Annotated in this window: 22 protein-coding genes and 1 other annotated feature; of the genes, 7 read left to right on the top strand and 15 right to left on the bottom strand. The window is 38.7% G+C overall.

Features of this window, described 5'->3' with window-relative positions:
• Positions 1–100: 100 nt before the first annotated feature.
• From L323_RS28965 to L323_RS28940, 6 genes are all read right to left on the bottom strand, one after another.
• Entirely contained in the window at positions 101–736 is a 636-nt protein-coding gene (locus L323_RS28965; RefSeq protein WP_020815142.1) for a YitT family protein, read from the bottom strand.
• A 31-nt stretch (positions 737–767) separates the two neighbouring features.
• On the bottom strand, positions 768–1,967 hold the full coding sequence (locus L323_RS28960; RefSeq protein WP_020815141.1) for a cation:proton antiporter: 1,200 nt from the start codon (positions 1,965–1,967) through the stop codon (positions 768–770).
• The gene (locus L323_RS28955; protein WP_020815140.1) at positions 1,968–2,459 is read right to left on the bottom strand and encodes a cation:proton antiporter regulatory subunit; all 492 of its coding nucleotides are present in this window, start codon (positions 2,457–2,459) and stop codon (positions 1,968–1,970) included.
• Between the two features lie 779 nt (positions 2,460–3,238).
• Positions 3,239–4,543, bottom strand: a complete 1,305-nt coding sequence (locus L323_RS28950; protein WP_020815139.1) for a M60 family metallopeptidase — start codon at positions 4,541–4,543, stop codon at positions 3,239–3,241.
• Positions 4,544–4,756: 213 nt separating this feature from the next.
• Positions 4,757–5,005, bottom strand: a complete 249-nt coding sequence (spoIIID, locus tag L323_RS28945) for a sporulation transcriptional regulator SpoIIID (RefSeq protein ID WP_004618537.1) — start codon at positions 5,003–5,005, stop codon at positions 4,757–4,759.
• Between the two features lie 184 nt (positions 5,006–5,189).
• Positions 5,190–5,753, bottom strand: a complete 564-nt coding sequence (locus tag L323_RS28940) for a TetR/AcrR family transcriptional regulator C-terminal domain-containing protein (protein ID WP_020815138.1) — start codon at positions 5,751–5,753, stop codon at positions 5,190–5,192.
• Between the two features lie 117 nt (positions 5,754–5,870).
• Between L323_RS28940 and L323_RS28935 the strand changes: the two genes are divergently transcribed.
• Together L323_RS28935 and L323_RS28930 are read left to right on the top strand one after the other, a co-directional pair.
• On the top strand, positions 5,871–7,088 hold the full coding sequence (locus tag L323_RS28935) for a macrolide family glycosyltransferase (protein ID WP_020815137.1): 1,218 nt from the start codon (positions 5,871–5,873) through the stop codon (positions 7,086–7,088).
• A gap of 25 nt (positions 7,089–7,113) precedes the next feature.
• Positions 7,114–7,824: a YiiX/YebB-like N1pC/P60 family cysteine hydrolase gene (locus L323_RS28930; protein WP_020815136.1), complete on the top strand. Its 711-nt coding sequence runs from the start codon at positions 7,114–7,116 to the stop codon at positions 7,822–7,824.
• A 128-nt stretch (positions 7,825–7,952) separates the two neighbouring features.
• Here the strand turns inward: L323_RS28930 and serS are convergent, their stop codons facing one another.
• The 3 genes from serS to L323_RS28915 form a co-directional block, all read right to left on the bottom strand.
• Entirely contained in the window at positions 7,953–9,230 is a 1,278-nt protein-coding gene (serS, locus tag L323_RS28925) for a serine--tRNA ligase (protein WP_020815135.1), read from the bottom strand.
• Between the two features lie 76 nt (positions 9,231–9,306).
• Positions 9,307–9,513, bottom strand: a binding site (T-box leader).
• A gap of 68 nt (positions 9,514–9,581) precedes the next feature.
• Positions 9,582–10,142, bottom strand: a complete 561-nt coding sequence (locus tag L323_RS28920; protein WP_020815134.1) for a hydrolase — start codon at positions 10,140–10,142, stop codon at positions 9,582–9,584.
• 37 nt (positions 10,143–10,179) lie between these two features.
• Entirely contained in the window at positions 10,180–11,355 is a 1,176-nt protein-coding gene (locus tag L323_RS28915) for a MalY/PatB family protein (protein WP_020815133.1), read from the bottom strand.
• Between the two features lie 249 nt (positions 11,356–11,604).
• On the opposite strand from L323_RS28915, the gene cysK reads away from it, so the two are divergent.
• The 4 genes from cysK (at position 11,605) to hydE (ending at position 15,138) form a co-directional block, all read left to right on the top strand.
• Positions 11,605–12,537: a cysteine synthase A gene (gene cysK / locus L323_RS28910; protein ID WP_020815132.1), complete on the top strand. Its 933-nt coding sequence runs from the start codon at positions 11,605–11,607 to the stop codon at positions 12,535–12,537.
• Positions 12,538–12,651: 114 nt separating this feature from the next.
• Positions 12,652–13,506 carry a phosphopantothenate--cysteine ligase gene (locus L323_RS28905; protein ID WP_020815131.1) on the top strand — a complete coding sequence of 285 codons (855 nt, stop codon included), beginning with the start codon at positions 12,652–12,654 and terminating at the stop codon, positions 13,504–13,506.
• A gap of 1 nt (position 13,507) precedes the next feature.
• Positions 13,508–14,044: a bifunctional phosphopantothenoylcysteine decarboxylase/phosphopantothenate--cysteine ligase CoaBC gene (coaBC, locus tag L323_RS28900; protein ID WP_020815130.1), complete on the top strand. Its 537-nt coding sequence runs from the start codon at positions 13,508–13,510 to the stop codon at positions 14,042–14,044.
• Between the two features lie 56 nt (positions 14,045–14,100).
• On the top strand, positions 14,101–15,138 hold the full coding sequence (hydE, locus tag L323_RS28895; protein ID WP_020815129.1) for a [FeFe] hydrogenase H-cluster radical SAM maturase HydE: 1,038 nt from the start codon (positions 14,101–14,103) through the stop codon (positions 15,136–15,138).
• A 307-nt stretch (positions 15,139–15,445) separates the two neighbouring features.
• On the opposite strand, the gene L323_RS28890 is transcribed toward hydE, so the two are convergent.
• The 3 genes from L323_RS28890 to L323_RS28880 form a co-directional block, all read right to left on the bottom strand.
• The gene (locus L323_RS28890) at positions 15,446–15,817 is read right to left on the bottom strand and encodes a PH domain-containing protein (RefSeq protein ID WP_020815128.1); all 372 of its coding nucleotides are present in this window, start codon (positions 15,815–15,817) and stop codon (positions 15,446–15,448) included.
• A gap of 92 nt (positions 15,818–15,909) precedes the next feature.
• Positions 15,910–17,010, bottom strand: coding sequence for a sugar kinase (locus tag L323_RS28885; protein WP_020815127.1), 1,101 nt, complete (start codon positions 17,008–17,010; stop codon positions 15,910–15,912).
• 33 nt (positions 17,011–17,043) lie between these two features.
• Positions 17,044–17,685 carry a bifunctional 2-keto-4-hydroxyglutarate aldolase/2-keto-3-deoxy-6-phosphogluconate aldolase gene (locus tag L323_RS28880; RefSeq protein ID WP_020815126.1) on the bottom strand — a complete coding sequence of 214 codons (642 nt, stop codon included), beginning with the start codon at positions 17,683–17,685 and terminating at the stop codon, positions 17,044–17,046.
• A gap of 207 nt (positions 17,686–17,892) precedes the next feature.
• Here L323_RS28880 and L323_RS28875 point away from each other — a divergent pair, with 207 nt between their 5' ends.
• On the top strand, positions 17,893–18,570 hold the full coding sequence (locus L323_RS28875; protein WP_020815125.1) for a GntR family transcriptional regulator: 678 nt from the start codon (positions 17,893–17,895) through the stop codon (positions 18,568–18,570).
• Between the two features lie 68 nt (positions 18,571–18,638).
• On the opposite strand, the gene L323_RS28870 is transcribed toward L323_RS28875, so the two are convergent.
• The 3 genes from L323_RS28870 to adhE form a co-directional block, all read right to left on the bottom strand.
• Entirely contained in the window at positions 18,639–19,364 is a 726-nt protein-coding gene (locus tag L323_RS28870; RefSeq protein ID WP_031341945.1) for a hypothetical protein, read from the bottom strand.
• A 183-nt stretch (positions 19,365–19,547) separates the two neighbouring features.
• On the bottom strand, positions 19,548–20,717 hold the full coding sequence (locus L323_RS28865; protein ID WP_020815123.1) for an iron-containing alcohol dehydrogenase: 1,170 nt from the start codon (positions 20,715–20,717) through the stop codon (positions 19,548–19,550).
• Positions 20,718–20,919: 202 nt separating this feature from the next.
• Positions 20,920–23,523: a bifunctional acetaldehyde-CoA/alcohol dehydrogenase gene (gene adhE / locus L323_RS28860; RefSeq protein WP_020815122.1), complete on the bottom strand. Its 2,604-nt coding sequence runs from the start codon at positions 23,521–23,523 to the stop codon at positions 20,920–20,922.
• Between the last annotated feature and the right edge of the window lie 12 nt (positions 23,524–23,535).

Below are 23,535 nucleotides of genomic sequence, written 5' to 3'. Positions count from 1 at the left end.
CCGGGTTACCCCGGCTTTTTGTGTATTTGATTTTTTCAGAGAAACACATTACCTTTTCCTCTGAAAAAAATAATTTTTCTGATTTTTTATTGAATTACCTTTATCTTACGTTTTGTTCACTCCCGGCGACAACACTGTCACGTTTTAACAAGTCAAAAGTCACATCAATAGATTTAAAGACTATAAAATAAGCAATCAGCGAGTATATAGCCTGTTCCCACCCGAAAACCAATCCGGACAAGGAAACTATCAATAAATTTACTGCAATATATATTGTACCGAAAGAATTAATTCCATTCATTTCATAATATTTTCTTCGGCACTTAAAACCATCCACAAGAGCACCAAATCTCAGAATCAGCCCCAAACCCATTCCGAGAAATATACCCCCAAAAATAGTAGATTGTAGAATATACTGTTGTTCCATCTGAACCGACCTGAAAACCGACAACCAGAAAATCATGGATGCTGCTGCTAATATAGTAGGCAAAAGAAATTTCTTTCCTTTGTGGCGATATCCGAATATCACAAAAGGAAAATTCAGCAAGACAATTATGGCACCAATTGGAATTTCCATGATATAACTTATCATGACAGCCGTTCCTATAATTCCGCCCGCAATCAGATTATGTGAACTAAAAAATATTTCTACACCCACTGCAGTCAATAACGCACCTAAAAAGATGAATAAATAATTCACAACTTTTTTAGTAATCGAATATTTTTTTTCATTCATAACATGAGACCTCCTTACAAAAGCTTCATAACTACCTTTCCCTCTTCCTGCGTCCGAAAATCTTTTGTAATCCATTATAAATCGGAGCTGACTGTTTAGCCGTTAGCGGGCCGGTAATTGCTAAAATAAGCACATATAACACCGCAAAGGATTGGATTACCGGCATAAGTCCTCCGGCTTTGCCCATGTTTGCCATGATAATCGAAAACTCACCTCTTGATACCAGCGTAAGGCCTATATTTGCCCTGGCCTTTCCGCTAATCCCTGCTGTATGCCCCGCTATTATACCTGAAACCATATTACCAATAATTGTAAGCACCGCCGCAATAATTGCCATCCAGACTGCACCACCCAGAGACAGCGGGTCAATTGTAAGTCCGAAACTGAAGAAAAAAACAGCTCCGAAAAACTCCTTGAAGGGAAGAATATTGTGCTCTATTCTTTTTGAATGTACAGACTCTGCAAATACCAGTCCCACCAGTAATGCACCTATGGCCTCAGCAACGTGCAAAGATTCTGAAAATCCTGCCACCAGGAACAGAAATGCCATTACTATAAGTAAGAATAACTCTGTGGATTTAATATCCAAAAGTTTGTCAAGATATTTAATCAGTCTCTTTCCCGCAAACAGTATAAACAGTATAAATACTATGGCTGTGGCCGCAGTGAAAATAATTCCCCATACAGAATTGGATCCGCTTAAAAGTAATCCTGACAGTATAGAAATATGTATGGCAATGAACAAGTCATCAAACATAATCATTCCCATAATTATTTCCGTTTCCTTATTAGCCGTTCGTTTAAGGTCCATTAGCACCTTTGCAACAATTGCTGTTGAGGAACTGGTCATGATACCGCATATAACCAGAGTTTCTTTTATTGGAAGACCTCCAATCCATCCCATTAGCAAACCCGTGGAAAAGTTGATTAAGATATAGAATAAACCACCCGTTAATATTGATTTGCCTGATTTGACAAACCTTGATACAGAGAATTCCATACCCAAACTAAAAAGAAGAAAAAGAATACCCAGACGTCCCATAAACTCAATAAATTGGGAGCTTTCAATAAATCTAAGATCAAATATACCATAATGCGGTGCATGCGGCCCCACAGCCATCCCAATCAAGATGTAAAATGGAATAACTGAGAAGCGCAGCCTTTTTGATATCAACCCCATTGCTGCTATTAATGCAACCGCTAAACCAATCTCGAAAATTAAATTTTGCATTTATAACCTCCCATCCCTAATATAATTTTTGAATATTTTCAAGTTCTTTCTTTCCCCCATGACAATTAATGTGGAGTCATGGGTAAACTGATAGTCCGGTCCGGGATTGATATTCCTTTCACAATTTTTTTCAATCACTGCGAGTATGGTGATTCCGGTTAACTTGCGTATATTCATTTCCGTAATGGTTTTACCAATACATGCGAAGCCGTCCTCCACCTTATACCACTCAATAACCAGACCGCCTAATACTACCTCTATGTTTTCCAATGACTTGGGGCTGTATGCCATACCCCCGATAATACCTGCCAGCAGCCTTGCTTCTGCATCCTCCATACTGACCATAGATGCACTGTCCTCTTCTCCATTATAAAAATGGTACAACTCCCGGCGGCCATCGTCGTGAACTATAACCACAATTTTGTCTCCACCGTTGACTTCCATTTCAAATTTTTTCCCAATCCCTGGTAAATCCAGCTCTCTGATTACCACAAGTATCCCCTCCGAAATTTCGTTGTTTTTATAAGCATCCTGTCAAAACCCGTTCTTAGGCTAAAGTCTGCTTATACACTAATATAAGTATTTTCTCCTGTCTTAAATTTTCGATTCTTTCCATCACAGCGTTGCTGCCTTTAATTATTTATAACCACCTCGCCTCTCTTTCAGATATTTTTATTCTGGAATTGCGACAGGACTCATGAGGTTCGCCCACAAAAACCTGTGGGACTCTAATTAAATCCGTATGATTCGGTGTAATAACAGTCCGATTGTATAATGATAAGTTACTAATCAAAGGACCTTTTTTTGCCTCTCTCACTTCATTGTTAGAGAAACAGTCCCTGTAACTTACGTCGAGCCATTATATCTGCATATTTAGTTATAATCTTGTTTCAATACTTCAGATAAAACTGTAGTAAAAAATTGATAATCAAATGGCTATACAAATTCTAACCAACCATTTTTTTAACAGATAAGAATCAGATGGTATTCACCGTACTTTCATTTTAGCCTATTTAAGCACAATTTTCAATACTTTATTTCAAATTTTACATTTAATACTTGTTATCGATGATTATCTCAATAAATCATCTGTTATTTCATCAAATCTTTTTTGACATTTCAAATAATTAGTGAAACACAAATTGATTACCCAATTAACCGTATATTTATGTAAACAAATTGCTTTGGATGGATTTTAATATTAGTAATGAAAAAGGACCCTGAGATATAATCCCAAAGTCCTTTACCTCTCAATTCAATTGACAGTCGCATCAATTGGATGTGAGATAGTTCCTGATAGTATCCAACTCTCCTGTCAGAAATGTTGATCTGACATTATAGCCTGAATATTCAGATAATTTGTCCAGAAACAAGTCAAATTTTGCAACCTTGGTTGAAGGATTTACACCTGAACTTGTAAAGTATCTGAATGTTTGCTTAAACGGTTCCCAACCTATTGTATTCTTGATTCTGATAAAGCAATATGTAACTCCGTCTCCGCTGTAAGTTCCTCTTGCTATTGAGTTATTATAGCTTCCTGATGCATCTGTCCTATAGTAATTTTCCAACTGGGAGCCAACATAGTACATGTTATTCTGCCAAACCTTTCCTCCAAGCTGTTCAAGTATATAGTACATTTTTGTGTTAGCCCAGAACTCTGCATCCCAGTTCCAACTCTCCTGGTCAAAATCATGCCCAATTTCGTGAAGTATCCCGAATGACCAGTCATCATTTAAGTTAATGCGTCCTATTTCCTCTGCCACATACGGCTGATTCCAGTTAATCGGGTTTCCCGCTATAGCCCAGTAGCCAAGATATATATGAGAGGACATAATACCGATATTTGCTCCGTTGAACGGTTTTGTTCCAACTAATTCATAATATTTATTATATGCGTTATCCAGATGACCAATCCAACGAGTGTCATTTGTTCCCGTGAAATTTGACCATTGATTGCTTTCAAGATCCAAATACAGATTTGTGCCACTACGTCTTTCAAGCTCAGTTATTTCAATATTATCAAAATATGCCTTGCCCTTCATTAAGCTTCCATAGAATCCTAGTCTGCATCCAATCTGGACACTACCACTCTGAGGAGCAACAAAATCAACGTATACTTTCTTCCACCCAAAGGTTCCTGTTGAGTCCGTACTACCACTTGACGTCCATTCACCCATTAAGCAAATATTCGCTCCTGTGTTAGATGCTCCATCAGAAATAATATTTTCACCTTTTACATAAGCACTCAGTGAATATGCCTTACCGGGTGTAAGCTGAACTGTCTGAACCCATCTGGCATCATTATAGGAATTTGATGTTATACTGATACATTTACTTCCGTTTATACCGGCACTTTGCTCCCATGTAAAATTACTTCCGCTTGTCCATTCATCAGCGGTCCAGTTAGACGGTGTAGTCGATGAACCACTCTCAAAGCTTCCATTTGCTATTGTAGTAACAGCACTGACTTGATTTGCACCTACTACATCTTTAAGTACAGGTATATTTACGGGTAATGCTTGAAGGGCAAGTATCAGAGACAAACCTGTACAAAAAACTTTTAGTCTTTTCTTCATTTTAATTCCTCCTTGGTATTAAATATTAGGTAATAGAAAAACATTCCTACATATTACCAATAAGTATATATTCTGTCAATTATTATCATTTAATAAATTGCAGTACATTTATTGAAATAAGAGGAATACAGATTAACATATTCCCCTTTTTGAATGCAAAAGCCGGGTTGCTCTCGCTCCCGGCTTTTCTTGATTTGACGTCTCTATGTAAATTTATTTCGCCTGATATTTTGCCTTTGTTGCTTCGCCACCGCGTATATGCCTTTCTGCCTTATTTTCCTCGAGTATTATCCTCACTTCATTCATCAGTACAGGATTTATTTTTTCCAAACGTTCGGTTACGTCCTTGTGGACGGTGCTCTTGCTTATTCCAAACTTTTTAGCGGCGTATCGTACTGTTGTCCTTTTGTCGATGATATAATTTGCGAGTTCCAAGACCCGCTCTTCTATGTACTCCTTCAACCATATACCCCCCTTTTGATAAGGCATTATTCACTGCATCGTAGATATATTATCCTTTAAGCAAGTTTAAACTCACTAAAAAGCTGTATGGCATCGTCTACAGTGTATATATATGCCTCTTGGGGAGGGCTTATGAATGATAGATGTAAAATTTAGTAAGAAGCGTTATAAAACTAATTTTATCTTAATTGCTATTAAACGCGCCTTTAAATATTTTAATAATTTCTTCGGCAAGAACATCTGCGGACTTGTCAGGCTCATTATACAGCCAATACATTAGCAGCTGGCTATAGCCTGCAACATAGAATCTTGTCTGAGTTATGTAAAATGAATCCCTTTGGGCTTTATCCGCGCCAACCGTATTATTCAATATAGTAGTAAACCAGTCAAAAATCAGCTTTTGAAAAAAATTGTTAAATGATTGCTGCTTATCGTCCTTAAAAGCACTTTTGAAGAATTTGCGGTTCTCCTCAAAGTAACGAAGGATTCTGGGAACCTGATTTATTGATTGCTGTATTAATGATTCTCCCGCAACAGCATCATAGTCTATTACAAGCATCTGTGTTACTATCTGGTACAGCAGGTCATACTTGTCGTTAAAGTGATTATAAAAGGAATGTCGGTTTACTTCCGCTATATCAGTGATATTTTGTATCCTGATCTTGTCAAATGGCATTATTGTCATTAAATACTGGAAGGCCTCAATTATAGCTGTTCTGGTTCTGGTTTTTTTATGTTGATATTTCACTAATATCACTCCTTTGTTACTTTTTGGACAAACTTTCAATTTTGTCTATTTAAATAGTATACTAATTGGTAATATAATTCTCAATAGTAAATTATTTCCAATAAAGGAGTGATAGTTATGTCTCACGTATTATTTATTAATGTATTCGGACAGGGACACATAAACCCCACCATTAGTATAGTTAGTGAATTGGTGGACAGAGGAGAGAAAGTTACATATATAGCAGGAGAAGAATTTAAGGACAAAATAGAATATGCAGGTGCCAGATTTATTGGATATAAGAATTTTGACGAACTTGGATTCAATAACGGTGATATCAGCCCTACAGAAATTCAACCTCAGTTAATGGAAATAGCTCATGTTTATGTGAAGATTATTGGGATTGTTTTCAGCATTAAGGATAATTTTGACTACGTTATATATGACTCATTATTTTTTGTAGGGGCAGAAATAGCAAGAATATTAAAAATCCCTGCCATCAGCTCAAATTCGACTTTTGCAGTAAATGATAAAACAAATTATCTGGCGGAGTTTTTTACAAGGTTCGGGCCGGTTATAAAAGGGCTTCTTAATAAGCCAGAGTTCGCAGCAACTATTAATTTTTTAAGGGACAAGTACGGGATAATTGTGCCTGATTTATTAAGCATACACAAATTGAAAAGCGACCTTAGTTTAGTTTACACTTCCAGATATTTTCAGATGAATAGTGAGAGTTTTGACGACTGCTATAAATTTATCGGTCCTTCAATATCTGACAGAAAAGAAATACTGGAGCCTGAACTGATAAGTAAGGAAAAAAGCAAAATAATTTATATTTCTCTCGGCACTATTTTTAATAAGTCTGTGGAATTTTATGAAAGCTGTTTTGAAGCTTTCAGAGGCATGGATGCAAAAATTATTATGTCTGTTGGCATGAATATAGATATCGACAGCTTTAAAAACATTCCTGACAACTTTATTATCAGGAGTTATGTACCACAGCTGGAGATTTTAAAACATGCGGATCTCTTTATAACTCACGGGGGAATGAATAGTACCAATGAAGGATTGTATTATTCCGTACCGTTGATAGTTGTACCTCATTTTTTTGACCAGCCGGTTGTAGCATACAGAGTTGCCGAACTGGGTGCAGGCATAGTAATTGAAAAAGATAAAGTATCTCCTGCGCTTTTAAAAGATTCCGTTACCAAGATTCTTTCAGACAAGTCCTACAAAGTAAACAGTGAAAAAATAGGTAAGTCACTGCGAGAATCAGGAGGGTACAAGAAAGGAGTTGATGAAATTCTTAAGTTAAATGGCAGCAAAAAGGCAGCAGGTGAGCTTATTTACATTTAATTTTTATTATTATAGGAGGTCTATTATGAAGAAAAAACTAATTTCGTCGCTGCTTTGTTCAGCATTAATTTTCGCAAATGTTATTGGTACAAATGTTTATGCATTTGATATTAAAATTGACCCGGGAATTCAATCTTATGTTGATAAATCAAAGACAAATGCGATTGAAGCAGAGTCAATTTATAAAGAAATAATTGATACATTAAGCTTTCAGGCATACATAGAAAAAAACTGGAACAACCTAACTGTAGAAAAGGACATGGATTTGTATAATTCTACAGACAAGTCAGTTGGAAAACCGGGAGATATCCTCATTACAGTCTTTGATAAAACTAACAGTGATATCAATGCGATTACTATGGGTTCCCTTACCACACATGCCGCATTTGTAGATTCTGACCCTACAAAAGTTCTTGAACTTTTTCAGGATGGCATAGGGAACCGTGAAAATGACTGGAGAACTAGGTACAAAAAAATCCTTGTTGTACGTCCAAAGATTGATTCAAAAATTATAGCAGACGCAATTGCATACGGACATACCAGAATCGGTACTCCATTCAGCTATTTCAGCAATATGTTCCAGAAAACAAAGATAGATAAATACTATTGTTCACAGTTTGTTTGGGATTGTTATTTCAAAAGCGGAGTTGATTTGGATGGAAATGGAGGAAAAGCTGTTTTCCCTTATGATTTTTTAAGAAGTGATAAAGTATCCATTGTTTATAAGCAGGGCTAATACATTAAATTAAGTTTAAATGGACTGCTTAACACCTGTACTCCCGTATAAAATTGTATCAATGATTGCTTCGAAGCTTCCATTGATACAATTTATACTCTGAGTACAAGTTAAGCAACAGCCCATTTTTATTTAATTACCGTTTTACCGCCCATGTAAGGCTGCAATGCCGTCGGTATATTTACCGAACCGTCAGCATTAAGGTTATTTTCCAGAAATGCAATAAGCATTCTCGGAGGAGCAACAACAGTATTATTCAGTGTGTGAGCAAAGTATTTTCCATTTTCACCGTCAACACGGATTTTCAAGCGGCGCGCCTGAGCATCACCAAGGTTTGAACAGCTTCCGACCTCGAAATATTTCTTTTGTCTTGGTGACCACGCTTCTATATCCACTGATTTAACCTTCAAATCAGCAAGATCTCCTGAACAACACTCCAGAGTTCTAACTGGAATATCCAGAGACCGGAATAAATCTACTGTGTTCTGCCACATTTTATCGTACCACATCATGCTGTCCTCAGCCTTACAGACAACAACCATTTCCTGCTTTTCAAACTGGTGTATTCTGTAAACTCCTCTCTCCTCTATACCGTGAGCTCCCTTTTCCTTTCTGAAGCAGGGTGAATAGCTGGTAAGAGTGTGAGGCAGTGAAGCTTCGGGGATTATGGTGTCTATAAACTTACCTATCATGGAGTGTTCACTTGTTCCAATTAGGAACAAATCTTCACCCTCTATTTTGTACATCATAGCTTCCATTTCAGCAAAGCTCATAACTCCTGTTACAACCTCGCTTCGTATCATGAAAGGAGGTATGCAGTAAGTGAAGCCACGGTCTATCATAAAATCTCTGGCATATGAAATTACAGCGGAATGAAGTCTTGCAATATCCCCCATCAGATAGTAGAAGCCATTACCTGCAACCTTTCTGGCACTATCCAAATCAATTCCCTTTAACTTTTCCATAATTTCAGTGTGATAAGGAATCTCAAAGTCGGGTACTACTGGCTCACCGTAACGTTGAACCTCCACGTTCTCGCTGTCATCCTTTCCTATGGGAACACTTGGATCAATTATATTAGGAATGGACATGAGAATGTTTTTCACCTTCTCTTCAAGCTCATTCTCTTTTACTTCCAACTCTGCGAGACGTTCAGATTGAGCTGTAACCTGCTGCTTCATTTCCTCTGCCTCAGCCTTCTTCCCCTGAGCCATAAGTCCGCCAATCTGCTTTGAAATCTTGTTTCTGTTGGCTCTTAACGTTTCCGCCTCCTGCTTTGCGCTTCTCAGCTCAGAATCCAGATCAATAACCTCATCAACTAAACCAAGCTTTCTATCCTGAAATTTATTCCTTATATTTTGTTTTACAATCTCGGGATTCTCTCTGACAAATCTTAAATCTAACATCCTTGTTCCTCCTGTATTAAATATTTTAGTTTAAAACGAATTAAATAAAATCAAAAAAACCTTCTGTCCCAAATAATACTGGGACGGAAGGTATCCGCGTTGCCACCCAAATTGCCGGTATATAAATTACCGACCTCTCGACATAAGTACTATAAAGGGTACCAATCTCTCGATTCATCATCGACAGCTCCAAAAGTGGATAGATTTATGCTTTCACCGATTTTCACCACCCACCGGCTCTCTAGAGAAATAAATAAATCATAGCTTTTATAATCGCTGTTTTTTGATATTTTAATATATTATTTTCTATTATATATATATTTATTCCGGTTTTCAAGTATGCATGCTGTTTTAATCCACCACTTCACATTCACGCATGGCAAGAATAGTCTGCTGTATCAGGTAATCCAGTTCCCAACCCAGTAATTCAGCCCCACGTTCTATAACCTCTCTGGAACATCCGGCTGCAAAATTGGATGTCTTATATTTTTTCTTAACTGATTTTACCTCAAGGTCTGAAACACTTTTTGAAGGTCTCATAAGAGCAACTGCGCCAATCAGTCCGGTAAGTTCATCTACTGCATAAAGAACCTTTTCCATTTGATGTTCCGGCCTGATATCTACTGTGAGTGCATAGCCGTGACTTGCTGTAGCACGAATAATTCTCGGGTCTATTCCTCTTTCCTTCATGATTTCCTGCTGCTTTATACAGTGTTCCTCAGGATATTGCTCAAAATCCAGATCATGCAGTAAACCCACGACTCCCCAGAAATCCTCTTCCTGCGAATAACCCAGCTGCCTTGCAAAATATCTCATTACACCTTCCACCACCTGTGCGTGCTTCAAATGAAAAGTATCCTTATTATACTCTGTAAGCAGCTCCCACGCTTTTTCCCTTGTAATTGTACTCATACTTACTCCACCTCTTCTGCAAAAAAATATATATCTATTATAGTCGGTTTACAGCGGCTTCAAGCTGTAAAAAAGCCTTTTCCAGTATCTCTCTGGGGCAAGCAATATTTATCCTTTGAAAGCCTTTTCCCTCTTCCCCGAACATTGCCCCGCCGTCAAGCCACAGCTTTGCATCACTTACTATAAGTTTTTCAAGCTCTGCTTCAGTTAAACCCAATTCCTTAAAATCCAGCCATATCAGATAAGTTCCCTGAGGCTCCACAAGCTTTACCCGTGGAAGTCTTTCGGCAAGAAAGTTTCTGACAAAAGACAGGTTTCCTGCCAGATAAACCTTTAGCTGTTGCAGCCATTCATGACCATGCTCATAGGCTGCTTTACAGGCAGCAATCCCCATAGTATTAATCTGACCGTGTCCGGTCTTGTTAATTTCACTCTTTATTGCTCCTTTAAGTTCCCTGTTACTTATTATGATATTAGATACTTGCAGTCCTGCAAGGTTAAAGGTCTTGCTGGGAGCTGTACAGGTAATGGTTATATCGGCGAATTCAGGCTTTATGTTTGCAAAAACCTTATGCTTGTAGCCGTTGTAAATAAAGTCTGCGTGAATTTCATCAGCTACAACTGTAACACCATGCTTAAGGCATATGTCTCCCAGCCTTATAAGTTCCTCTTTTGTCCATACCCTGCCTACCGGGTTATGGGGGTTGCACAGAATAAACAATTTGACACCGTTCACTATTATTTTTGACTCAAAATCTTCAAAATCCATGGAATAGGTTCCGCCATTATATATAAGAGGATTATTTATAAGAGTTCGTTCATTATCAATTATTACATGTGAAAAAGGATAATACACGGGTCTCTGAATCATAACCGCATCCCCTTTGCCGGTTAATGCCCTGACGGCCATGGCAATTGCAAAAACAACGCCCGGTGTTTTAACAAGCCATGACGGGTGTATTTCCCAATCATAGTTGTCCACAAACCACTTCTGGAGGGTCAGAAAATAATCCTCCCTTGTTTCGGAGTACCCAAAAATACCGTGTTCACCTGATTTTACAAGAGCCTCTATGACAGGGGCAGGTGTTCTGAAATCCATATCTGCAACCCATAAGGGTATGGCATCATCAGGCATTCCGTTTCTCCCATGAAAGTCGTGCTTTACTGAATTAGTATTTTTCCTGTCAATTACTTCGTCAAAGTTATAGTTCATAAATAACCTCCTTTACACTTAAATTAATTCCTTTAATCTTACATTGTTAGAAAATTAAAGTCAATATCATACTAAACATATATGAAAGATATTATTATTAATTCAAAAAATATTGACATTTGCATATACGAGGAATATAATGAATACATACTAATTATATAGGAAATATATGAAATATACATACTCATTTCCTATATGCATAACTCACGGATAATTACATTAAAATAATATAAAAGGAGTGTATTAAACATGGCAAAAATATATAAAAGTCTTACTGACCTAATTGGAAAAACCCCTCTTCTGGAACTGTCAAACTACGAAAAAACACACGACTTAAAAGCAACTGTTATTGCAAAACTGGAATATTTTAATCCGGCAGGAAGCGTTAAGGATAGAATAGCAAAGGCTATGATTGATGATGCCGAGGCAAAGGGCATTTTAAAGGAAGGTTCTGTAATAATCGAGCCTACCAGTGGAAATACAGGAATCGGACTCGCATCTGTTGCTGCTGCAAGAGGATATAAAATAATTCTTACCATGCCCGAAACAATGAGTATAGAACGCAGAAATCTCTTAAAGGCATATGGTGCCGAGCTTGTATTAACCGAAGGTACAAAGGGTATGAAGGGTGCAATTGCAAAGGCTGAGGAACTGGCAGCATCAACTCCCAACAGCTTTATTCCCGGTCAGTTTGTGAATCCGGCAAACCCTGCGGTTCACAAGGCTACTACGGGCCCTGAAATCTGGGAAGACACAGACGGAAAAGTTGATATATTTGTTGCCGGAATAGGTACCGGCGGAACAATCACCGGAACCGGTGAATACCTGAAGTCACAGAATCCAAATGTAAAAGTAGTTGCAGTTGAACCTGCAAGCTCCCCTGTTCTTTCCAAAGGAACTGCAGGCCCCCACAAGATACAGGGCATAGGTGCCGGTTTTGTTCCGGATACCTTGAATACTAAGATATATGATGAAATAATTGCAGTTGAAAACGATGATGCTTTTGCAGCCGGAAGAGAACTTTCCAAAGCAGAAGGCCTTTTGGTAGGTATTTCATCAGGTGCGGCACTTTGGGCTGCAACCGAGCTTGCAAAACGTCCCGAAAATGCAGGTAAGAATATCGTAGTACTACTTCCCGATACCGGTGAGAGATATCTTTCAACACCTTTATTCTCTGAATAATGAGCTTAATAAATTAAATCACCAGGCAAAAGGCAGATGAAAGCTGTAAGAAGGCGTTCTTCTGCCTTTTGCCTTTTTATGTTATACTGCCGCCATTGAAATAAGGCATTATAAATGTTAAAGTATACTCAACAAGTACACAAAAAGAGAGTAAATAGTGAGGATGTGAACGGATTGGTTGTGTTGATTACAGCGGGTGGAACAACAGAAAAAATCGATGACGTAAGAGCTATTTCGAACAATTCCACCGGACGATTAGGGACTACAATAGCAGAGGCTTTTTTGAATTGCAAAAACATTTCTATAGAAAAGATTTACTATGTCTGCGGACAAAGTGCAGTTGTACCTTCATCAGATAAAGTAAGTATAATAAGGATAGAAAGTGTAGCACAGCTTGCATCTGCACTGGAAGAAATCCTTGCCAGCCGCAAGGTTGATATAGTGGTTCATTCCATGGCTGTAAGCGACTATGGTGTTGATTGCGTTTCAACTAAGGACAGTATTTGCAAATCCATAGAAAGCTATATTCTGGAGAACCCGGAAAAAATCGCAGCTCTGCATCCAAAAGACCTTGCTACAAACATAACCGACTATGTATTCAGTAATTCAGCAATTAATAACGAAAATAAGCTTAGTTCAGATATAAACGACCTTATAATCAGTCTGAAGAAGACTCCTAAAATTATTGGAGTTATTAAAAAAATTCAGCCGAAAACAACACTTGTAGGCTTTAAGCTTTTGAGCAATGTAACTGAAGAGGAGTTAATAGATATTGGTTACGGCCTGCTTGAGAGAAACAGTTGTGAAATGGTACTGGCAAATGATATGAGCCGGATTACCAATGACAGTCATACAGGGCATCTGATTTTCAGGGATAAGTCGTACCTGACCTATCAGACAAAGGCACAAATAGCAGATGCAATAGTTGCTCATTGTATTGAAATTACTTTGGGCAAAGGGAGGGTTTAGAATGAAAAATATTATTCTTGGAGTAACAGGAAGTATCGCAGCGTACAAAGGGGCCGACATAGCAAATATATTGACCAAGCGTGGTTACAACGTTGACGTTATTATGACAAAGAGCGCAATGGAATTTATTACTCCCCTGACCTTTCAATCCCTGACCAAAAACAAGGTTTACTGGAACATGTTTGAGGAGATTACACCTAAAGAAATAAAGCACATATCTCTTGCAAAGAAAGCGGACTTGTGCCTGATTGCTCCTGCCAGTGCGAATTTGATAGGCAAAATTGCATCGGGTATCGCCGATGACATGCTGACAACAGTAGTAATGGCAATGAACAAGGTTCCGGTCTACATTTGCCCTGCTATGAATACCAACATGTACAACAATCCAATTGTTCAGCGGAATATCAGAACTCTTTCGGAACTGGGTTACAGGTTTATTGATCCCAAAGAGGCTGTTCTGGCCTGCGGAGACCTTGGAAAGGGTGCATTGGCCGACGTTGAAACTATAGTAAATACTGTGGAAACATATTTTAAATAACTCCATTGGTGGTATATATATTGTATCGTTGTTAAAATAAATCAGGAGGCCTTTCAATGAAGGAATTAATCGATAAACTATATGAAACACAAGGGCTTGAAAGAAGTGAACTGCTTCTAATACTAAACAATTTCAACGCAGATATAAGCGAGTATCTGTTTGAAAAAGCACGTTCTGTTTCAAAAAGTCATTTTGGTAACTCCATTTATACAAGAGGTTTAATAGAGTTTACTAATTTCTGTAAAAACGATTGCTATTACTGCGGTATCAGCAGGAGCAACAAAAATGCAGACAGATACAGATTAAGTATGGAAGAAATCCTCTCATGCTGTGAAACAGGGTACGAACTTGGTTTCAGAACCTTTGTTTTACAGGGCGGTGAGGATGGGTATTATTCAGAAGACAAAGTTGTTGAAATAATAAAAAATATGAAGTCAGCTTACCCCGACTGTGCTATAACCCTTTCAATAGGTGAACACAGTTATGAATCCTACAAAAGATTTTTTGAGGCCGGAGCCGACCGCTATCTGCTACGTCATGAGACGGCGACGGACGAGCATTACAACAAGCTCCATCCCACAGAACTTTCATTGGCTGACAGAAAGCAATGTCTGTATAATCTAAAAGAAATCGGGTTTCAGGTAGGAACAGGATTTATGGTAGGCTCTCCATTCCAGACCATGGAAAACATAGTAGAAGACTTACTGTTTATAAAGGGATTTAAGCCTCATATGATTGGGATAGGGCCTTTCATACCACATAAGGATACACGGTTTCTCAATGAAAAACAAGGCAGTCTTGAACTGACTCTTTTACTTATAGGAATATTAAGGCTTATGAACCCCAAAGCCCTTATCCCTGCAACAACTGCGTTGGGAACTATTGATTCCAAGGGACGTGAAATGGGTATTCTGGCAGGAGCAAACGTTGTAATGCCAAACCTTTCACCTGTTTCAGTCAGAAAGAAGTATGCATTGTATGACAACAAGATATGCACCGGAGAAGAAGCTGCAGAATGTAGGTTCTGCCTTCAAAACCGAATGCAGAAAATCGGATATGAACTTGTTGTAGACAGAGGGGATTATAAAGAATAACAGAAAGTTTTTCTGTTTTAACACTGATACTCCCGTATAAAATTATATCAATGATTGCTTCCAAGATATTTGCAAGAGTTTCTAGCGGCTCAGCTTAGGATATTTTACCGTCGCTCACATTCATCGTCCATGATTCATTGTGTCGCTAAAACCTATATCGTATAGGTTTTCCGGTAAAATATCCAACTTCGCCTATAAACATCTGCAAATATCTTTAACCAAGCTTCAATTGATACAATTTATACTCCTGAGTACAGGTTAAAGAGTTAAAAATTATTTGCGACAACCCATTTATTTTTGCTAAAAGCTATTTAAGCAGAGCATTTGCTATAAGCATGTCAAACTTCCTTATATCAACACCTTTTTGCAGATTTATTTTAATATGACCTGCCCGAGTCCACAACTCAACTTCAGCATTAAAATCAAGAAATCTGCCTGCATTTTCTGTTGACCACATATTAATAGATGAATACGGTAAAGAGTATACCTCAACCTTTTTACCGGTAAGTCCCTGTGCATCCCTTACAATAAGCCTCTTATTGGTGAAAACCGCGGTATCACGGAATGTTTTATACGCAGCTACCGCCACCTCTCCATCAACCATCAGATCGTTAACGTCCTCAGGGATAGGACATTCCGATACCAGAGTCCATGCTAAAATACTATTTGTTTCAGCCATGCAAAATTCCTCCTTATGGTTTAATATTGTTCTAAACCCATAGTAAAAGTGTATTCAATTACCAATATACTATACCGTAAAACATAATTCAATCATCTTACTACTCTTGCACTCTGACCTTTCATAACACTCTCAACTTCCTTTAGGTTTGCCATGGAGGTATCACCGGGGGTAGTCATTGCAAGTGCCCCATGGGCAATACCATAGTTTACAGCCTTTTGAGCATCTCCGCTTGTCATCAGCCCATAAACCAAGCCTGATGCAAAGCTGTCTCCTCCGCCTACCCTGTCATAAATCTCAAGGCCCGGGAATTCGACGGACTTGTAAATTGTGCCGTCCGCCCAGCATATTGCACGCCAGTCATTAACAGTAGCAGTTTTAACTCCTCTTAATGTTGTAGCAACTACTTTCAAATTCGGATATTCCTTGACAACCCTGTCTATCATCTTCTTGTAGCCTTCTATATCAAGTTCTTTGAGGTTTTTGTCATTGCCTTCAACCTCAAAACCCAGACATTGAGTAAAGTCTTCTTCATTTCCAATCATAACATCTATATACTTTGCAATTTCCTTGTTTACTTCCTGTGCCTTCTTATTTCCTCCAATGTAGTTCCAGAGAGAAGGTCTGTAGTTTAAGTCATAGGAGACAATAGTGTTATACTTCTTTGCAGTTTTAACAGCCTCAATAACTACCTCAGGTGTAGTCACAGACAATGCTGCAAAAATTCCGCCTGTGTGGAACCATCTTGCTCCCAGTTTACCGAATATATATTCCCAGTCAATGTCCCCGGCCTTCAACTGCGATGCCGCAGTATTTGCCCTGTCTGAAACACCAAGAGCAGCCCTGATTCCGAAACCTCTCTCTGTAAAATTCAATCCATTTCTTACAGCCCTGCCGATACCGTCAAAAGGTATCCATTTAATCAGTGAGGTATCAACTCCGCCCTGTAGAATCATATCTTCAATGAGCTTGCCGATATCATTATCAGCAAAAGCAGTAACAACAGCACATTTCATTTCAAAGCACTTGCAAAGCCCACGGGATACATTGTATTCTCCTCCGCCTTCCCACGCTTTGAATTCTCTGCTGTTTCTTATCCTTCCATCTCCCGGATCAAGTCTTAGCATTACTTCACCCAGAGAAATACAATCATATGTATAACTTCCTTCAGGTTTTAAATTCAGAATAGACATAACGGCCTCCTTATTTGCTGTGTAGAGTCACTATCAGGCCCTAGCCTGCCTTACCCTTTCAATAAACTGTTTACCTATAGTAACGATTGACTCATAGTCTCCTTTTTTTGCTCCGGCAGTCAAATTTCCGCCGACTCCTACTGCAACACTTCCGGCTTTTATCCATTCTGCTGTGTTTTCCAGGTTTACTCCTCCGGTAGGCATAAGTTTAATCTGAGGCAATGGGCCTCTGAATGCTTTGATAATAGCGGGGCCAAAAAGTTCTCCCGGGAAAACCTTTACAATGTCAGCACCTGCTTCCATACACTCAACAGCCTCTTTGACAGTCATGGCTCCGGGCATACAAGCAACCTGATATCTGTTGCAAACCTTAACAACCTCTTTGTTCAGGCAAGGGCTTACAATAAACTGAGCTCCTGCAAGAATAGCTGCTCTGGCTGTCTCAGGGTCAAGAATAGTACCTGCTCCGATGAGAATCTTATTGTCCTTATTGGACTTTGCCAACTCCTTAATTACGTCCAGTGCACCATGTACCGTAAAGGTTATTTCGATGGCACTGATTCCTGCCTCTACGCAGGAGTCGGCTATTTTCATAGCCTGTTCAGAGCTATCAGCCCTGACAACAGCCACAACACCGCAATCGCAAATCTTTTTCAGCACTTCATTCTTATCCATAATTTTACCTCATCAAAAATATTGAATAACTTCATCTTATATATTAATATACTAGTATACAAGTTGAGTGTCAATCCACTAAATTTAATACCCAATTACTCTTTAGTTCAGGTAAAAGCGTACAGCTGTAAATTGTAAATGTGTTGCTTACTGTGCTAAAATTGAACAAGAGTTCATTAAAAGTTTTCGTGTGCATAGGAGAGTACCATGAATAGATATCAAAGAAATGTACTTCCGCTAAAAGAAGTAATTTATATGGAAGTTAAAAATAAAATACTTAATCTTGAATATAAACCCGGTCAAATGATAAGCGAGACAGAAATATCCGAACTGCTAAATGTCAGTAGGACACCCGTAAGAGAAGTTTTTATACGGCTTTCCTACGAAAAGCTCATTGATATATATCCCCAGAAGGGCACATTTGTGTCCCTTGTAGACCTTTCCTATGTAAAGGAAAGTGTTTATATGAGAAACCTTCTTGAAGGCCAGATTGCAGGTGAAATAATCGACAACGGAATGAAGGATTTACCTGCTGAAATAAAAAAGAATATACGATTGCAGAAGGATTTAGTTGAAAATGAAGGCAATATAGAAGAATTTCTGGAACTTGACAATGACTTTCACAAGGTTATATTCAAGGCGGTAAACCATGAAACTATCTGGGATATTATTAGTACAACAAGAATTCACTACAACAGATTCAGGCTTTTGACCATGTATGAGCCTGAAATGCTGAACAGGGTTTTTCAAGAGCATTTTGACATTATGACCAAAATTGAAGAAGGAGATAAAGTAGGCTGTAATACATTACTCAAAAAGCATCATTATAACGGTCTAGAACATGCAGATATTCTAAAGGAAAAGTACCCGGGATACTTTCTATAAGATAATAGCCATAAAAAGGGGTTGTCCCAAAACAGAAAGTTTTTCTGTTTTGGGACAACCCCTTTTGCCTACATATTTACCTTGCGGCTTCTGGTTACTTCGAACTTTTCCAGCCAGCCTTTTTTAAATTTAAGTGAAATAAATCCGGTAATACTGGTTGCAAGGGCCCCTAAGGAATCAACTATTAAATCCTTCATAGTATCTGCCAAAGCCGCTCTTCCCATCATAAGACTTCCGTCCTCATGCGCAAATTTCTGCATGTTAAGCCCCAGCAGCTTATCAAAAGCAAACTCGTATATCTCCCACAATGCACCTATTGCCAAGGCGAATGAAAAGGCAAAAACAGCTACAAATAAGGGACTCAGGTTAATCTGTACCTTTTCTGAATCATTTAAAAGCTTTACTACGGAAAATCCAAGTGCTCCTATCATTGCACCGCTGAAGGTGTGAAGAACAGTATCCCAATGGGGTATCTTATAGTAGAAACTTCTCACCTCACCGAGATATATGGCTGCATACAGAAAAAATACAAAAACTATGTGCATAAAACCGGGAATATTTATTTTCCATTTTCTTTCGATAATTGATGGAAGGAACATAATAATCATACCCATAATACACTGAATCAACATAAGGACATAGTCGCTTCTAAGCTTGACAAATGCTTGTCCCACAAAAGGCTTAGAAGGTGCAGTAATAACATTTACAACTGAAAATACCGTTGACAAGACCAATGTAGCAAATACAAACCAAAAAGTAGTCTTCTCCCAATTTATTTTTTTCTTTATAAAAATAATATCACCCCACTAAATAAATTAACCATATAATAATTAAAAATGTCTTATTGAATACTTTATAACACTGAAATTTCAGGGTCAAGTTTAATTTTTAACAAAGTTGAAAAAACAAGCCGCATAATCATGCCAACTGCAGATTGACATTTATTATGCGGCTCCTTTGTATTAAAGGTCTGCTAATTATTTATAAGACTTAGTATAGATTTCAACAACATCTTTATCGGATAGCTCCACAGGATCGCAAGCAAATAAACCTCCCATTGTATGCCTTGCATTCTTTGCCAAAGCTTCCATTTCGCTAAGCTTAATTCCATATTCGGACATTTTTAAAGCATCCACTCCGCAAGCCCTTTGAAGCTCTACCAAGGCTGTCACAAAATCCATAGGCTCCCTTGCATCTTTCTTGCCTAAGGCTACAGCCATGTCAATCATTCTCTGACTACATGAACCTGATTTTGCAAAAAACGTATAGTATTCCCTGCTTACCATAATAAGTCCGGCTCCATGGGGTAAATCGGGGTGCAATGCACTCATGGCATGTTCCAGAGAATGTTCTGAAGTACAGCCTGAGGTAGACTCAACCATTCCTGCAAGTGTATTTGCTAAAGCAACCTTTTCACGTGCCTCTTCGTTGGAACCATCATTTACTGCCTTTGAAAGATATTTTCCTATGAGCTCTATGCTCTTTAGGGCATACATATCACTCATTTCATTTGCAACTACATTTATATAGCCCTCTGTGCTGTGGAACAGTGCGTCAAACCCCTGGTAAGCTGTAAGATGTGCAGGAACCGTCATCATCAGGTCCGGGTCAACTATAGACAAAACAGGGAAAGTTTTATCATAGCCATAGCCGATTTTTTCATTGGTCTCGTCATTGGTTATAACCGTCCACGGATCTGCTTCAGTACCCGTACCGGCAGTAGTCGTAATAGCCACCACCGGCAGCGGATCAACAGTAACAGGCATACCCTTACCGGAGCCCCCACCTACATAATCCCAATAGTCACCTTCATTTGAAGCCATAACAGCAATAGATTTTGCAGAATCAATGCTGCTGCCTCCTCCAAGACCAATAACGAAGTCGCAGCCATTTTCCCTTGCAATTTTTGCTCCCTCCATAACATGAGGTTTTATGGGGTTTGACAATATTTTATCAAATAGAATGAATTCTACATTTGCCTTTTTAAGCTCCTCTTCCAGTCTACCAAGATAACCGTGCCTTTTCATAGACGTTCCGGCTGATGTGACAATCAATGCTTTTTTCCCTGGCAAGCAATGACTGTGAAGATTTGAGAGCTGCCCCTTACCAAAAAGTATTCTCGTAGGAATAAAATAATTAAAACTCATATGGTGAAATCCTCCTTTATGAAATATCGCATGTATGAATATCCAATATATTTATACCCTTTAATTCATACTCCAATAATAATGATTATAGCATCATTATTATTTAAAAACGAACTGTCAAAAAATAAGCCGCATAATCATGCCAACTGCAGATTGACATTTATTATGCGGCTTAACCAAATTATTTATAAGGATGTTTATCTTACTTGCCGTAGTAAACTTTCAGGTACATTTCCTTGATTTCACTCAAGAGTGGGTATCTTGGGTTGGCACCTGTGCACTGATCGTCGAATGCCTGTTCAACCATTTCATCCAAGGTAGCAAGGAATTTTTCTTCATTCACGCCTGCCTCCTTGATAGTCTTAGGCAATCCGACTTTAACTTTTAACTCATCTATTTTAGCTATAAGCTTTTTAAATTTATCTTCATCGCTGGAACCTGTGATTCCTATAAAGGATGCTACTTCAGCGTATCTCTTGAGTATTTCAGGATACTTGTACTGTGAGAATGCACCCATCTTTGCAGGAGCTTCGGCTATGTTGAACTTCATTACTTCAGTAATCAACAGTGCATTTGCCACACCGTGAGGCAGATGGTGGAATGCTCCCAGCTTGTGAGCCATTGAGTGGCAAACACCCAGGAATGAGTTTGCAAATGCCATACCGGCCATTGTTGATGCGTCAGCCATCTTTTCCCTTGCTATAGGATCTTTTGCACCATTCTCATATGCTGAAGGTAAATATTCAAAAATGCTCTTTGTTGCCTGCAAAGCAAGACCCTTTGTATAATCTGTTGAAAGCATTGAAGCATATGCTTCAAGAGCATGTGTCAAAGCATCTATACCGGAAGCTGATGTAAGCCCCTTAGGCATGTTCATCATAAGGTCCGCATCAACTATTGCCATCTTTGGCATAAGTTCGTAGTCTGCAAGAGGATACTTTACACCTGACTGTTCGTCAGTAATAACTGCAAACGGTGTAACCTCCGAACCTGTTCCTGCTGATGTCGGAATTGCAACAAAGTATGCCTTCTCGCCCATCTTAGGGAATGTGTATACTCTTTTTCTGATATCCATAAATCTCATTGCGAGATCCTGGAAATCAACTTCCGGATGTTCGTACATTGTCCACATGATTTTACCTGCGTCCATTGCGGAACCTCCGCCTATTGCTATAATAACATCAGGCTTGAAATCTCTCATTGCTTCAGCACCAAGCTTTGCACAAGCAAGAGTCGGATCCGGAGCTACATCAAAGAAAGTATGATGCTTGATATTCATATCATCCAAAAGATTTGTAACAGCTTTAGTATATCCGTTGTTGTAAAGGAATGAGTCTGTAACTATGAATGCCCTTTGCTTATTCATCTCAGTCTTGAGTTCTCTTAGCGCAACACCAAGGCATCCTTTCTTGAAATAAACTTTTTCAGGCGCTCTGAACCACAGCATATTCTCTCTCCTCTCGGCAACAGTCTTAATATTAATCAGATGCTTTACTCCGACATTTTCTGAAACGGAGTTGCCGCCCCATGAACCGCAACCAAGGGTAAGTGACGGAGCAAGTTTAAAGTTGTAAAGGTCCCCGATTCCTCCCTGTGCAGATGGTGTATTTATAACTATTCTGCAAGTCTTCATTGCCGCAGTGAATTTATCAAGTTTATCCTTGCTGTTTACAGTATCAATATATAATGAAGCAGTATGACCGAATCCACCGTCTGCTATGAGTCTTTCAGCCTTTAATACAGCGTCATCGAAGCTCTTTGCCTTGTACATTGCAAGTACAGGTGAAAGCTTTTCATGTGCGAAAGCTTCAGACAATTCAACTGACTCAACCTCTCCTACCAATACCTTTGCTTCAACCGGAACTTCAAAGCCTGCCAATTTTGCAATAGTGTGAGCTGTCTGACCAACGATTTTTGCATTTAATGCACCGTTAACCAATATAACTTCTCTCACCTTTTGAGTTTCTTCCTTGTTGAGCATGTAAGCGCCCCTGAGAATAAACTCTTTTTTAACTTCATTGTATATTTTATCTAAAACGATTACTGACTGCTCGGAAGCACAAATCATACCGTTGTCAAATGTCTTTGAAACAATGATTGAACTTACAGCTGTCTTTATGTCGGCACTTTCGTCAATTATTGCAGGTACGTTACCGGGTCCAACGCCTATTGCCGGTTTTCCTGATGAGTATGCAGCCCTAACCATACCTGGTCCGCCTGTAGCAAGTATTATATCAGCTTCCTTCATAACTCTTTCGGAAAGCTCTATTGTTGGCTCATCAACCCATCCGATGATTCCCTTTGGTGCACCTGCTGCAACAGCTGCTTCCAATATTATGTTTGCAGCCTCAATAGTGGACTTCTTAGCTCTTGGATGTGGTGAGAATATAATTCCGTTTCTGGTTTTTAAAGAAATAAGTGCCTTGAAAATTGCTGTTGAAGTTGGGTTTGTAGTCGGTACTATCGCAGCCACGACCCCAAGAGGTTCAGCTATCTTTGTGATACCAAAAGCTTCATCATGTTCAATAACACCGCAGGTTTGTGTATCCTTATATGCGTTGTAAATGTACTCTGCTGCATAATGGTTCTTGATTACCTTGTCTTCTATAACACCCATTCCTGTTTCAGCCTGAGCCATTTTAGCAAGAGGAATTCTCTTTTTATTAGCAGCAAGTGAAGCAGCCAGAAATATCTTGTCAACCTGTTCCTGTGTAAATGTTGAATATTCTTGCTGTGCCTTCCTTATCTCTGCCAGTTTTTCCAACAGAGTGTCTACACTATTTACTACCAAATTTTTCTTAGTCATAATAAGTCACCC

Source organism: Ruminiclostridium papyrosolvens C7, assembly GCF_000421965.1.
In the GTDB taxonomy this organism is placed as follows: Bacteria; Bacillota; Clostridia; order Acetivibrionales; family DSM-1351; genus Ruminiclostridium; species Ruminiclostridium papyrosolvens_A.
The sequence above is the reverse complement of the archived record's forward strand: the minus strand, read 5'-3'. Positions and strand labels throughout refer to the sequence as shown.